Here is a 12,703-nt window from a genome sequence, read left to right as displayed (position 1 = left end):
CACCCCTCAGGCGATGCGGGTGCCCTTCCCGAGGCGTCGCACGGGGATCCGCAGCCGCTGCAGCGCGACCGCCGTCGCCCCGGTCCCGCCGAGCAGCCACAGCGCCAGCCCCATCGGCCAGATCGGACGGTTCGGCGGATCGCCCAGCTGCTGCGGGTACCCCGCGAGCCCGGGCTCGCAGTAGTTGGAGGTCGCGGGATGGGCGATCGCCGCGGCGCTGCGCATCCCCGCCTTGATCATCCGCAGCGCGTCCGGGTTCTCGCCGTCATCGCGCCAGTAGTCCTGGGGCAGCGCGGGCGCGGCCTCCGCCAGCAGCACCACCGGGTTGCCCCACATCAGCGGCAGGGTGAGGTCCACCCGCGGCACCCTCTGCGTGCCCATGTGCTGCTCGCAGGTCTCCGGGGCGCCGTCCGTGCTGTAGGTGGCGTGGTACGAGACCACCTCCCGCTCCTGCTGCAGGAACACCGCGGAGACGCCCCAGGTCACCGGCAGCACCGCCGTGAGCCCGAACACGAGCACGTAGGCGAGCACCACCGAGCCCAGCTGCCGCTGCGTGAGGGCGGAGAGGCCCAGGCCCACCGCGGTGACGCACAGCGTGAGCAGCACGATCACCAGCACCACCCGCAGGAAGTAGAGCGGGCCCACCCCGCCCAGCACCGCGATCGGCACCACCGACGGCAGCGCCAGCACCAGGAACGCGAGGCCGGTGAGGAAGCCGGCCAGCAGCTTGCCGAGCACGATCTCCGCCGGGCTCAGCAGGCTGGCCTGCAGCGTGGCCAGCGTCCCCGCGGTGCGGTCGCCGTTGATCGACCCGGCCGAGAGCGCCGGCACCACCAGCAGCATCGCGAACAGCACCAGGATGATCTGCAGGCTGAACACCACCGCGGCGACCGGTTCGAGCTGGTCCCACTGCGAGGAGTACAGCGTGGGCGCCAGCCCCAGCGCGCCGATGAACAGCAGCGCGAGCGTCCACACCCCGAGCGCCACGTACCAGCGCGCCGAGCGGAGCCGCTGGCGCAGCTCGAGCGAGGTGACCAGCCACAGCCCGCGCGGGCGGAGGGCGAGGGCGCCGTTCAGCGGCCGGCGGCGGCCGACGGGGTCGTGCGTCGGGGGTGCGGTGGTCGGCGAGCTCATCACAGCGCTCCTTCACGATGGGCGGCGTCCGAGGCGAGATAGGCGGCCTCGAGCCGCCCCGTCGCCGGGCCGAAGGCGATCACCCGGGCATGGGCGGCGGTGAGATCGGCCAGCAGGCGCGAGGCCGTGACCTCGTCCGGCAGGTGCACGATCGCCTCGGCATGCCCGGAGGCGGTGCGCTCCGCGCCGCGCACCTCCTCGTGCCGCACCCCGAGCGCGGCGAGCGCCTCGCGCAGCGCCTGCTCGTGCAGCGAGGAGATCCGCCACGGCCGCGGCCGGGCGGCGAGCTCGCGGACGCCGGCGGAGTCCACCACCCGCCCGGCGTCCATGAACACCACGTGATCGGCCATCTCCTCGAGCTCGGTGAGGATGTGGCTGGAGACCAGCACCGTCGCCCCGTCCGCGGCGTACCTGCGCACCACCCGCAGCAGACGCCGCCGGGACGCCGGGTCCAGGCCGGAGGCCGGTTCGTCGAGGATCAGCACCTGCGGCTCGTGGATCAGCGCCCGGGCCAGGCCCAGACGCTGCTTCTGCCCGCGGGAGAGCACGTGCGCGGGCTGCTGGGCGAGGGGCACCAGGTCCATCGTCTCCAGCAGCTCGGCCACCCGGGTGCGCAGCGGCGCGGCGGGCCGGAAGTAGGCCCGCCCCATCACCTCCAGCACCTCCGCGACCCGCAGCGAGTCCCAGGCCCCGAACTGGTCCGGCATCCAGCCCACCCGCTCCCGCACCGCCGAGGAGTCGGCGGCGGGATCGATGCCGTCGATCAGCACCCGCCCGTCGTCCGGCGCCAGCAGCGAGGCGAGCATCAGCATCAGCGTGGACTTGCCGCAGCCGTTGGGGCCCACCAGCGCCGTCACCGCGCCGCGCGGGGCGGTGAAGGAGAGGTCGTGCACCGCCTGCACCGTGCCGAAGGACCGGCTGACGTGCTCGGCGACGACGCCGGGGCCGGGGTCGGGTGCCGCGGCGGAGCCGGTTCCCGGCATCGGGACCGCGCCGGGACCCGCCGTCGTTCCCGCGCCGGGACCAGCCGCCGACGTCGTGTCCCAGGCCGGCGACTGCGCCGTGTTCGGAGAGGGAGGGGGCGCGTACGGTGACCGGCCCGGACCCCCGTCGGGCGGTGTGGTGTGCGTCATGGGCCCAGACTGGCACGGCCCGCGCCGCCGTGGACAGCGGTGCGGCGCGGGATGCGGGGAGGAGTCGTGGGGGAGTGGTGGAGGCGGGCGCTCACTCCGCCATGGCGGCGTTGCCCTCCTCCTGCGCCTGCGGGATGCCCTCCTCGGCGGGGAGGCGACCGATGAAGACCTCCTGGAAGAGCGGCATCACGGCGGTGAGCCCGGCGTTCGCACGGGCGCCGGTGTCCGCCTCGGCGGCGTTCTTCGCCGCGTCCACGAACACGCTCACGTCCACGCCCTTGTCCTCCCAGAAGGAAAGGAAGGCGTCCTGCGCGTCCACGTGCGCGGGGAAGGCGACGCCCTGCGAGGCCAGCGGCCGCTGGCCCTCCTCGCCGCCCAGCCAGGTCAGCAGCGCGGCGATGCCCTCCTGGCGGTCCTCGGCGGCCTGGGCGTTGCCCACCGCGACCACGCCGTGCACCAGCGACTTCGGCCCCTCCGGTCCGGAGACCGGCGCGGCCAGACCCCACTCGAACGAGTCCGCCACGCCGTCGGAGACCGCCAGCAGGTTGTACGGCCCGGACTGGAACAGGCCCAGCTTGCCCTGCGTGAACAGGTCGCGGGTGAAGTCGCCGTTCTCGTTGGTGTCCGCCGCGGAGGGGGCGATCTGCGCGTCGTTGACGAGCCCGGCCATGTAGTCGAACGCCTCGATCCCCTCGGGGGAGGCGAAGACGTACTGATCGTCCTCCTGCCACTGCGCGCCGTTCGCGGCCAGCATCGGCCCGATGATCGCCTGCCTGTCCGCCTGGGAGTTGAACCCGAACTGCTCGCGGGAATCGGCGTCGAAGCCGTCCTCGCCCGGGTGCAGCCCCGCACCGTCCACGGTGAGCGCCGCGCCGGCCTCGCGCAGCGAGTCGCTCTCGGCGGCGGGGTCGAAGGCGAGATCCTGCGGATCCACGCCCGCCTCCTCGAGCAGGGACTTGTTGTAGAACAGGGCGATCGAGTCCCAGATCTGGGGCACGCCCCACAGCCCGCCGTCGCGGGTGTAGAGCTCCACCACGGACTGCTCCCACTGGGAGGCGCCGTCCGGGATCACCTCATTGATGTCCAGCAGTGCGTCCGAGTCCTTGAGCTGGACGTAGTTGGCGGAGTTCATCCAGTACACGTCCGCCGCGTCGCCGCTGGCGATGTCCAGCGGCAGCTGCGTCCAGTAGTCGCCCCACGGCACCAGGTCGATGGTCACGTTCCAGCCGCTCTGGGCGGTGAACGCCTGGAAGGACTCCTCGTACGCGGCCACGGCGTTCTGGTCCCACAAGCGGAAGGTGAGGGTGCCCTGGTCGCCGCCGGTGCTGCCCCCGGCATCGGAGCCGCCGCTGCCGCTGCCGCCGTCACCGCCGCCCGAGGGGGAGCAGGCGGCCGCACCGCCGAGCAGGCCGGCGGCGGCGACGGAGGAGAGGAGGGTGCGACGGTTCAGCATGGCGGGTCCTTCCGGTGCGAGGGGATCCCTCCAGTATGGTCCCGCGGCGGGCCCGGCGGGCGGAGGATGAACGACGGTGTCGACGGGGTGCGGGGGCGGGGCGAGGCCCCGTCGGCCGCGCGGTGTCAGCGCAGGGACGCGTCGCCGACGGACCGGGTGATCTGCTTCTGGAACACGATCATCAGCAGCGCCAGCGGCAGCATCGCCAGCGTGGTCCCCGCCATCACCAGGGTCCAGTTGTTGTTGTACTGGGACTGCAGCGCGGAGGTCGCCACCGTGATCACCTGCCACTGCGGGCCCGAGGTGATCACCATCGGCCACATGAAGTTGTTCCAGTGCGTCACCACGGTGATCAGCACCAGGGTGACGATGATCGGCCGGTTCAGCGGCACCACCAGGTGCCACAGCAGGCGCAGCGTGCCCGCGCCGTCGATCCGCATCGCGTCCATCAGCTCGGTGGGGATGCCGCGGAAGTTCTCGCGCAGCAGGAAGATCGCGTACGGGGAGCCGAGCACGAACGGCAGCACCAGCGCCCAGAAGGTGTTGCGCAGCCCCACCTCGGAGAGCATCAGGTACAGCGGCACCACGACCACCACCTGCGGCACCATCAACGTCGCCACGTACACCCAGAACAGCAGGTCGCGGCCGGGGAAGCGCAGCTGGGCGAAGGCGTAGGCGGCCAGCACCGAGAACACCATCTGCCCCGCCAGGATCACCGCCACCATCTGCACCGTCACCACCACCGGGGTGAGGAAGCCGTCCGAGGTGGTGGTGGGGGTGAACAGGGCGATGAAGCCGTCCAGCACCGGCGGGGCGGGGAGCGAGAGCGGGCCCTGCTGGGCGAACTGGCGCGTGGAGGTCAGCGCCGTCATCACCGAGACCAGGAACGGCCCCAGCGTGAGCGCGGCGGCGCACAGCAGCACCAGGTAGGTGGCGGCGTGGCCGAGCACGCGGCGCGCCAGCAGCGACCCGGTCAGGGGCCGGCGGCGCGCGGGTGCGGACGGCGCGGGCGTCGGTGCGGTCATCGTCCCTCCTCCTGTCAGCTCATGTCGTAGGTGATGCGGCGGGAGAACCAGCGCTGCTGGACCAGCGTGATCACCACCAGGAGCAGGAACAGGATCACCGCGACCGCGCTGGCGCGGCCCAGCCGGCTGGCGACGAAGGCCTCCTGGTAGATCAGCGAGGCGATCACCTCGGTGCGATGCTGCGGGCCGCCGCCGGTGAGCGCGAACACCATGTCGAACACCTGGAAGCTCGCCACCACCTGGGTGACTGCGAGGAAGAACGTGGTGGGGCGCAGCAGCGGGATGGTCATGTGCCACAGCTGCTGGGCGGGGCCGGCGCCGTCCAGCCGCGCAGCCTCGTAGATCGAGCCGGGGATGCGGGTGAGCCCGGCCTGGAAGAACAGCGAGATGTAGCCGACGTTCTGCCAGATCGCCACGAACGCCACCGCCGGCAGGGCCAGCGACGGATCGGTGAGCCACTCGATCCGCACCCCGAGGATCTGGTTCAGCGCCCCCACCGACGGCTGGAAGATCCACTTCCACACCACGCCCAGCGCCAGCGGCGCGCACACCCAGGGGATCACCACGATCACCCGCACCACCGCCGAGCCCGGCAGGGCCCGCACCAGCTGCGTGGCCAGCACCAGCCCGATACCGAGCGAGACCGGCACCGAGATCAGCGTGAACAGGGCCGTGACCAGCAAGGAGTTCGCCAGCGCGCCGTCGCTGAGCAGCGAGGCGTAGTTGCCCGCCCCCAGGAACTCCCGCGTGCCCAGCAGATCCCAGCGGAACAGCGAGACGGCGAAGGCCAGCACCACCGGCAGGATCAGGAAGCAGATGACGCCGATCAGGCTGGGGGCGATCAGCAGCCAGCCGAGCAGGGGGCGGCGGGAGCTCATCGTGCCCGCCCCCGGTCCGTGCCGCGCTGAAGATCCACCAGGGCACGCTATCGCAGCGGGGCCCGGGCCGGTGGGGCGGCCCAGCGGGTGCCCCGGCAGTGCCGGTGGTGGGCCGTGGGATCGGGCTGGAGCGGTGGCTGTGGCGGCCTCCGCCTCTACTACTCTCGACTCATGAGCACTGCGACCACGCCCGCCGGCATCGAGGCCCCCGCCGGGCACCCCCACGCCTCGATCTACGACCACGGCTTCGTGCGGGTGGCCGCGGTGACGCTGCCGGTCGCGCTCGCGGACCCGGCCACGAACGCGCAGCGTCACCTCGAGGTGCTGCGCGACCTGCACGACCAGCAGGTGGGCGTGGCGGTCTTCCCCGAGCTCTCCCTGACCGGCTACTCGCTGGACGACCTGGTGATGCAGGAGCCGCTGCTGGACGCGGCCGAGCAGGCGGTGCTCACCATGCTCGCCGCGAGCGAGGAGCTGATGCCGATCATCGTGCTCGGCGCCCCGCTGCGCGCGACGGACCGCTCCCGGATCTTCAACTGCGCCGTGGTGATCCACCGCGGCCGGATCCTCGGCATCACCCCCAAGCAGAACCTCCCCACCTACCGCGAGTTCTACGAGCGGCGCTGGTTCGCGCCCGGCGACGACGCCGACGGGGTCCCCGTGCGCCTCGGCGCCCTGGACGCGGAGCTCACCCCGCACGGCCTCATCACCGTGGAGGACGTACCGGGCCTGTCGCTGTACGTGGAGATCTGCGAGGACATGTGGGTGCCGATCCCGCCCTCGGCCGAGGCCGCGCTCGCCGGCGCCACCGTGATCGCGAACCTCTCCGGCTCCCCGATCACCATCGGCCGTGCCGAGGACCGCAAGCTCATGGCCCGCTCCGCCTCCGCCCGCACACAGGCCGCCTACCTCTACGCCGCCGCCGGCGAGGGGGAGTCCACCACCGACCTGGCCTGGGACGGGCAGACCTTCGTGTACGAGTGCGGGGACCTGCTGGGGGAGTCGGAGCGCTTCCCCACCGGCGTGCGCTCCACCATCGTGGACGTGGACCTGGACCGGCTCGTCGCCGAGCGCCGCCGCCAGAACACGGTCGACGACAACCGCCGCACCCACGCCGCGTCGCTGGAGAAGTTCCACACCTCGAGCACCACGGCGCTGTTCGCCCCGTCGGCCCGGCCCGCCTCGTCGGCCCGGCCCGCAACCGGCCCCCTGCGCCGCCACCTCGACCGCTTCCCCTTCGTGCCCGACGATCCGGCGCGCCTGGCCCAGGACTGCTACGAGGCGTACAACATCCAGGTGGCGGGCCTGGTGCGGCGCCTCACGCAGATCGGGGGCGACAAGCCCGGGGGCGCCCGTCCCGTGATCGGCGTCTCCGGCGGGCTGGACTCCACGCACGCCCTGATCGTGTGCGCGCGGGCGATGGACCTGCTGGGCCGCGACCGTTCCGAGATCCTCGCCTACACGATGCCGGGCTACGCCACCACGGAGCACACTCGCTCCAACGCCCAGCTGCTGGTCGAGGCGATCGGCGCGAGCTTCGAGACGATCGACATCCGCCCCGCCTCCAGCCAGATGCTGAAGGACATGGGCCACCCCTTCGGCGACGGCGAGCCGGTGTACGACGTCACCTTCGAGAACGTCCAGGCCGGGATGCGCTACGACTACCTGTTCCGCCTCGCGAACCATCACGGCGGCATCGTGGTGGGCACCGGCGACCTCTCCGAGCTGGCGCTGGGCTGGTGCACCTACGGGGTGGGCGACCACATGTCCCACTACGGCGTGAACGCCGGCGTGCCCAAGACCCTCATCCAGCACCTGATCCGCTGGGTGATCGCGGAGGAGCTGTTCGACGGGCCGACGGGGCAGATCCTCCAGGCCGTGCTGGACACCGAGATCTCGCCCGAGCTGATCCCCACCGCGCCCGGGCAGAAGGCGCAGTCCACCGAGGACTCCATCGGCCCCTACGCGCTGCACGACTTCACGCTGTACCACGTGCTGCGCCGCGGCGCCGGCCCCGGCAGGATCGCCTACCTCGCCCACCAGGCCTGGGGGGACAGGGAGGCCGGACTGTGGCCGGCCGGGTATGCCGACGAGGACAAGCGCGCCTACGACCGGGCGGAGATCAAGCACTGGCTGACCGTGTTCACGCGGCGCTTCTTCGCCAACCAGTTCAAGCGCTCCGCCCTGCCGAACGCCCCGAAGGTGCTGGCCGGCGGGTCGCTGTCCCCGCGCGGGGACTGGCGGATGCCCTCGGACGCGGCGTCGGCCGCGTGGCTCGCCGAGATCGCACGGGACGTGCCGGGGAGCTGACCGGACTGTCTGCGAGGAGCGGGACCGACAGGACACAGCATGTCCGCACGTCGGCCCCGCCCCGTCGGCCCCTCCTACTTCACCGCGCCCATCGACAGGCCGCGCACCAGCTGCTTCTGCGCCACCCAGCCGGCGATCACCACGGGCAGGGAGGCGAGCACCGAGGCGGCGGAGAGCCTCGCCAGGAACAGCCCCTCCGAGGTCATGGTCGACATCAGGAAGATCGGCACCGTGGCGGCGTTCGCGGCGGTGAGGTTCAGGGCGAAGAAGAACTCGTTCCAGGCGAAGATCACGCAGATCAGCGCCGTGGCCGCGACGCCGGGCGCCACCATCGGCAGCAGCACCGTGCGCATCGTGCGCAGCAGCGAGGCGCCGTCGATCGAGGCGGCCTCGAGCACCTCCCCGGGCACCTCCAGGAAGAACGAGCGCATCATCCACACCGCGATCGGCAGGTTCATCGCGGTGTACAGCACGATGAGGGTGAGGATGTTGTCGAGCATCCGGATCTGCCCGGCGATCACGTAGATCGGCATGATCACCGCGACGATCGGCAGCATCTTCGTGGAGATGAAGAAGAACAGCACGTCCTGGGTGCGCTTGACGGGCCGGATGCTCACCGCGTACGCGGCGGGCACCGCCAGCACCAGCACCAGCGCCGTGGAGGCGACGGTCGCGATCACCGAGTTCAGCAGGTAGGAGCCCGCCCCGGAGGAGCCGATGATCGAGGTGTACTGCTCGAGGGTGGGGGTGAAGAAGAAGGTGGGCGGGCTGGAAGCGGCCTGCGACTCCTGCTTGAAGCTGGTCAGCACCATCCACGCCACGGGGGCGAAGAACAGCAGGCCGGCGGCCCAGGCGAGAACGGTGAGCAGGCGCCCGGTGGCCTGGCCCTTCGGTCGACGGGGCCGGGGCGGGGCGCTCGCGGGCATGCGGGCGGGAGCGGCGACGGCGGCTGTGCTCATGAGGAGATCTCCTCCCGAACGGTGCGGGCGGTTCGTCGACGGAGTGTGCTCATGACTGCTCCTTGGCGTTGATGCTGGTGAAGATCAGGCGCAGCGCGAAGGTCGCGATCACGATGGTGGCGATCACGGTGACCACGCCCATCGCGGCGGACTGCCCGATGTCGAAGCCCAGGAAGGCGCGCTGGTAGATGTAGAACGGCAGGTTGGCGCTGGCGGTGCCGGGCCCGCCGGCCGTCATCAGGTAGATCTGGTCGAAGGTGTTGACCACGTAGATCGCGCCCAGCAGTACCGCCAGCTCCAGGTAGAACCGCAGGTGGGGCAGGGTGATGTGCACGAAGGTGGTCCAGGGGCCGGCGCCGTCCATGCTGGCGGCCTCGAGCACGTCCCCTGTCTGGGACTGCAGCCCGGCCAGGAGCAGCAGCATCATGAACGGCGTCCACTGCCACACCAGCGCCACGATGATCGAGAGCATCGGGTACTGGCTGGTCCAGTCCACCGGGGAGATCCCCACGGTGCCGATCAGCCAGTTCACCAGGCCGTAGGTGGGGTCGAACATGGAGATCGACCACAGCATCGCCCCGGCCACCGGCATGATGAGGAACGGCGTGATCAGCAGGGTGCGGATGACGCCGCGGCCCACGAACTCGCGGTCCAGCAGCAGCGCCAGGCCCAGGCCCAGCACCAGCGAGACCAGCACGCAGCCCAGGGTGAGCAGGATCGAGTTCAGCGCCGCGGTGCGGAAGGTGGAGTCGATCGCGAGGTCGAGGTAGTTGCGCAGCCCCACGAACTGCTCGCCCTCGGGGCGCAGCAGGTTCCGGGACCGCAGCGAGTACCAGATGGTGAGCAGGAACGGGATCTGCGTGCAGATCACCACGAACAGGAACGCGGGCATCAGGGGGAGCCGGCGGCGCCAGCCCTCCGCCCGGGAGATCGGGTGGGGGTCGGGGGTGGTGCTCGTGTCGGTGGCGGTGTCAGCGGTGGCGGCCATGGCTCAGCCCTCCCAGCCGTAGGTGCGGGCGACGGATTCGGCGAAGCGCTGCGCCTGGGCGAGCGCGTCGTCGACGCTCTGCTGGCCGGCGATCGCGGCGGAGAACTGCTGGCCCACGCGGGTGCCGAGGTCCTGGAACTCGGGGATGCCCACGAACTGCAGCCCGGGGTAGGGGACGGGCTGCGCCATGGTCTCCTCCTGGGTGGCGTGGTCCATGGAGGTCAGCGTCGGCTCGGCGTAGTTCTCGGCGATCTCCGCGTACTCGGGGATCTCGTAGGTGGAGCGGCGCGAGCCCGGGGGCAGCGCCTCCCAGCTCACCTCGCTGCCCACCAGCTGGAAGTAGTCCGGATGGGTCATCCAGGCGATGAAGTCCCAGGCCGCCTGCTTGCGCGGGGAGGTCTCGGGGATCGCCAGCGCCCAGGAATACAGCCACCCGGAGTACTCGGTCTCCATGGTGGGGGCGAGGGCGTAGGCGGTGTCGCCCATTACGGTGGAGGAGCGGGGGTCCTCGATGCCGGAGACCATGGAGCTGGCGTCATACCACATGGCCGCCGTGCCCTGCGCGACCTGGGTGAGGCAGTCGCCGAAGCCGGAGGTCGCGGCGCCGGGCTGGCCCCAGGTGCGCACGGTGTCCACGTACATGCTCACCGCCTCGCGCACGGCGTCGGAGTCCAGGCGCGGCGTCCAGTCCTCGTCGAACCACTGCCCGCCGAAGGTGTTGATCACCGTGTTCATCGGGGCGAGGTTCTCGCCCCAGCCGGCCAGGCCGCGCAGCGCGATGCCGGTCAGGCCGGCTGCGGGGTCGTGCAGGGTCTCGGCGAAGCCGCGGATCTCGTCCCAGGTGGGACGCTCGGGCATCGTGAGCCCGGCCTGTTCGAAGAGGTCCCGCCGGTACACCAGGAACGAGCTCTCGCCGTAGAACGGCACCGAGTGCATCGCCCCGTCCACGCTGAGGGCGTCGCGGATCGTGGGCAGGAAGTCGTCTCGCTGGTAACCGGGGGTCTCGGCGATGTAGGGCTCGAGGTCGGTGAGCCAGCCGTTGGCCGCCCACAGCGGGGTCTCGTAGTTGGAGATCATCACGACGTCGAACTCGCCGCCGCCGGAGGCGACCGAGGCGGTGATCTTGGCGCGCGCCTCGTTCTCCGGCAGGGACACGAAGCGCACGTCGATCTCCGGGTGCGCCTCGGTGAAGTGGCCGACCAGCGAGATCGCGTCCTGCATCTGCGGGTTCGAGACGATCGCGACCACGAGGGTCTCGCGGGAGCCGCCGGCGCCGCAGCCGGCGAGGCCCGCGGCGCCGAGGCCCGCGGCCAGGCCGGCGCCGAGCACGGTGCGGCGTCGGGGGTGGGGCGGGTGTGGTCGAGGGGTTCCCATGCGCTGTTCTCCTGTGAACATCTCGGCGACGGACGGGCCGACGCGGCGGTCATGGCGGGTGCGGCGGGCGCGCGCAGGGCGCGTCGTCGCGGTGGGGAGGGTGCGGCGGCCGGAGCCGCGCTGAGACAGGTCGTGCTCATGTGAGAGTGTTCGGCTCTCATCTGTGAGTGAGCGTAGTCATATATCCTCAGTTGAGCAACCGCCGGCCCGCAGATGAGATCCGAGTGCAGTGTGCGGAGGGTCCGTCGGCGGGTGGGCACGGGACGACGGGCGGCCGCGCGCCGCGGGAGGGAGCCTCGATGGGCAGCGAGCAGTCACCGCCGCGTCAGGCGGCGCCGACGGCGGGCGCCGACGGGCAGGACGAGGTGGCCCTCAAGGTCGCCCTCGCCGGCGAGCACTACCTCGACGGCGCCTCCAAGGTGGAGCTCTCACGCCGTCACGGCCTCTCCCGCTTCCAGGTGGCGCGCCTGCTCGAGGAGGCCCGCGCCGAGGGGATCGTGCGGATCGAGATCGTGGATCCCACCGCCGGCGGCCGCGACCTCGCCCCGCTCGCCCAGCAGCTCGGCATCTCCTCGGTCACCGTCGCCCCGCCGCGCCCGGGGGAGACGCCCCGCGTGGCGATCGCCCGCCAGATGGCCCGCCTGCTGCGCACCCACCTGCGCGAGGGCGGCCGCCTCGGCGTGGCCTGGTCGCGCACCCTCGTGCACCTGCCGGACGCGCTGGAGACCCTCCCCACGGCCGACATCATCCAGCTGGTGGGCCCGGTGAGCACCGCCGGGCACTCCACCGCGCAGTCCTCCGCGCTGGTTCACGAGCTGGGCGCCCGCGCCGGCGGTCAGGTGTGGGCGCTGCCCACCCCGCTGATCGTCGACTCGCCACAGGTCGCGGCCTCGCTGCGGGCGATGGAGGAGGTGCGCACGGCGCTCGATGCGGCCGACGAGCTCGACACCGCCACGGTCTCCATCGGTGCCTGGGCGGCCGGGACCTCGACCCTCTGGGCCCGCCTGCGGCCCGACGAGCAGCAGCGGGCCCGCGAGGCCGGGGTGGTCGCGGAGATCTGCGGGATCCTGCTGAACGCGGAGGGCGCCGTGTGGCACTCGGCGATGGAGGACCGCGTGATCGGGGTGCGCCCGGACCAGCTGCGCCGCGCCCGCGTGATCGCTGCCGCCCCCGCGGCCGGGCACCCCGAGGCCGTGCTGGCCGCGGCGCGCTCCGGTCTGGTGGACGACATCGTGCTGGGGCCCGAGCTCGCCGACCAGGTCGCCGCGCTGCTGAGCTGACGCGGGTGGGTGCCGGTCGGCGCGGCGGGGCGGCCCGGGTGGGCGCCGACGCGGCGGGGCGTCCCGGGTGGGCGCGGCCGCCCGTCGGCCCCGACGCACCGCGCCGAACAGATGAGCGAGACCCCCTGCTCATCTGACGCCGAAGTGTGTATCGTCTCTGTCACCCTCA

Annotated in this window: 10 protein-coding genes; 2 read left to right on the top strand and 8 right to left on the bottom strand. The window is 72.2% G+C overall.

The features are described from left to right. Positions 1-6: 6 nt before the first annotated feature. The 5 genes from DWV08_RS11885 to DWV08_RS11865 all read right to left on the bottom strand — a co-directional run bounded on the left by DWV08_RS11885 (position 7) and on the right by DWV08_RS11865 (position 5,623). Positions 7-1,134: an ABC transporter permease gene (locus DWV08_RS11885; RefSeq protein ID WP_115413989.1), complete on the bottom strand. Its 1,128-nt coding sequence runs from the start codon at positions 1,132-1,134 to the stop codon at positions 7-9. After that, positions 1,134-2,117: an ABC transporter ATP-binding protein gene (locus tag DWV08_RS11880; RefSeq protein WP_115413988.1), complete on the bottom strand. Its 984-nt coding sequence runs from the start codon at positions 2,115-2,117 to the stop codon at positions 1,134-1,136. The genes DWV08_RS11885 and DWV08_RS11880 overlap by 1 nt, the downstream gene beginning before the upstream one ends. A 241-nt stretch (positions 2,118-2,358) precedes the next feature. After that, entirely contained in the window at positions 2,359-3,720 is a 1,362-nt protein-coding gene (locus DWV08_RS11875) for an extracellular solute-binding protein (protein WP_115413987.1), read from the bottom strand. A 125-nt stretch (positions 3,721-3,845) separates the two neighbouring features. Next, entirely contained in the window at positions 3,846-4,745 is a 900-nt protein-coding gene (locus DWV08_RS11870; RefSeq protein ID WP_115413986.1) for a carbohydrate ABC transporter permease, read from the bottom strand. Between the two features lie 14 nt (positions 4,746-4,759). Continuing rightward, positions 4,760-5,623: a carbohydrate ABC transporter permease gene (locus tag DWV08_RS11865; protein WP_115413985.1), complete on the bottom strand. Its 864-nt coding sequence runs from the start codon at positions 5,621-5,623 to the stop codon at positions 4,760-4,762. Positions 5,624-5,794: 171 nt separating this feature from the next. Between DWV08_RS11865 and DWV08_RS11860 the strand changes: the two genes are divergently transcribed. Then, positions 5,795-7,933 carry an NAD(+) synthase gene (locus tag DWV08_RS11860; protein ID WP_115413984.1) on the top strand — a complete coding sequence of 713 codons (2,139 nt, stop codon included), beginning with the start codon at positions 5,795-5,797 and terminating at the stop codon, positions 7,931-7,933. Between the two features lie 74 nt (positions 7,934-8,007). Here the strand turns inward: DWV08_RS11860 and DWV08_RS11855 are convergent, their stop codons facing one another. The 3 genes from DWV08_RS11855 to DWV08_RS11845 are packed head-to-tail and all read right to left on the bottom strand — an operon-like array spanning position 8,008 to position 11,254. Next, complete coding sequence (locus DWV08_RS11855; RefSeq protein ID WP_206516711.1) at positions 8,008-8,892, bottom strand: carbohydrate ABC transporter permease; 885 nt, start codon at positions 8,890-8,892, stop codon at positions 8,008-8,010. A gap of 49 nt (positions 8,893-8,941) precedes the next feature. After that, complete coding sequence (locus DWV08_RS11850; protein WP_115413983.1) at positions 8,942-9,880, bottom strand: carbohydrate ABC transporter permease; 939 nt, start codon at positions 9,878-9,880, stop codon at positions 8,942-8,944. Between the two features lie 3 nt (positions 9,881-9,883). Continuing rightward, complete coding sequence (locus DWV08_RS11845) at positions 9,884-11,254, bottom strand: ABC transporter substrate-binding protein (protein WP_115413982.1); 1,371 nt, start codon at positions 11,252-11,254, stop codon at positions 9,884-9,886. A 299-nt stretch (positions 11,255-11,553) separates the two neighbouring features. Between DWV08_RS11845 and DWV08_RS11840 the strand changes: the two genes are divergently transcribed. Then, positions 11,554-12,534: a sugar-binding transcriptional regulator gene (locus DWV08_RS11840; protein ID WP_115413981.1), complete on the top strand. Its 981-nt coding sequence runs from the start codon at positions 11,554-11,556 to the stop codon at positions 12,532-12,534. Positions 12,535-12,703: the final 169 nt, after the last annotated feature.

It is taken from the genome of Brachybacterium saurashtrense (assembly GCF_003355475.1).
Classification (GTDB): domain Bacteria; phylum Actinomycetota; class Actinomycetes; order Actinomycetales; family Dermabacteraceae; genus Brachybacterium; species Brachybacterium saurashtrense.
Note: the sequence above shows the minus strand (reverse complement) of the source record. Positions and strands in the feature narration are given on the sequence as shown.

Bases quoted from the DNA above. Each gene is read 5' to 3' on its own strand.
- DWV08_RS11885 (WP_115413989.1), bottom strand. From the start codon at position 1,134: ATGAGCTCGCCGACCACCGCACCCCCGACGCACGACCCCGTCGGCCGC.
- DWV08_RS11880 (WP_115413988.1), bottom strand. From the start codon at position 2,117: ATGCCGGGAACCGGCTCCGCCGCGGCACCCGACCCCGGCCCCGGCGTC.
- DWV08_RS11875 (WP_115413987.1), bottom strand. From the start codon at position 3,720: ATGCTGAACCGTCGCACCCTCCTCTCCTCCGTCGCCGCCGCCGGCCTG.
- DWV08_RS11870 (WP_115413986.1), bottom strand. From the start codon at position 4,745: ATGACCGCACCGACGCCCGCGCCGTCCGCACCCGCGCGCCGCCGGCCC.
- DWV08_RS11865 (WP_115413985.1), bottom strand. From the start codon at position 5,623: ATGAGCTCCCGCCGCCCCCTGCTCGGCTGGCTGCTGATCGCCCCCAGC.
- DWV08_RS11860 (WP_115413984.1), top strand. From the start codon at position 5,795: ATGAGCACTGCGACCACGCCCGCCGGCATCGAGGCCCCCGCCGGGCAC.
- DWV08_RS11855 (WP_206516711.1), bottom strand. From the start codon at position 8,892: ATGAGCACAGCCGCCGTCGCCGCTCCCGCCCGCATGCCCGCGAGCGCC.
- DWV08_RS11850 (WP_115413983.1), bottom strand. From the start codon at position 9,880: ATGGCCGCCACCGCTGACACCGCCACCGACACGAGCACCACCCCCGAC.
- DWV08_RS11845 (WP_115413982.1), bottom strand. From the start codon at position 11,254: ATGGGAACCCCTCGACCACACCCGCCCCACCCCCGACGCCGCACCGTG.
- DWV08_RS11840 (WP_115413981.1), top strand. From the start codon at position 11,554: ATGGGCAGCGAGCAGTCACCGCCGCGTCAGGCGGCGCCGACGGCGGGC.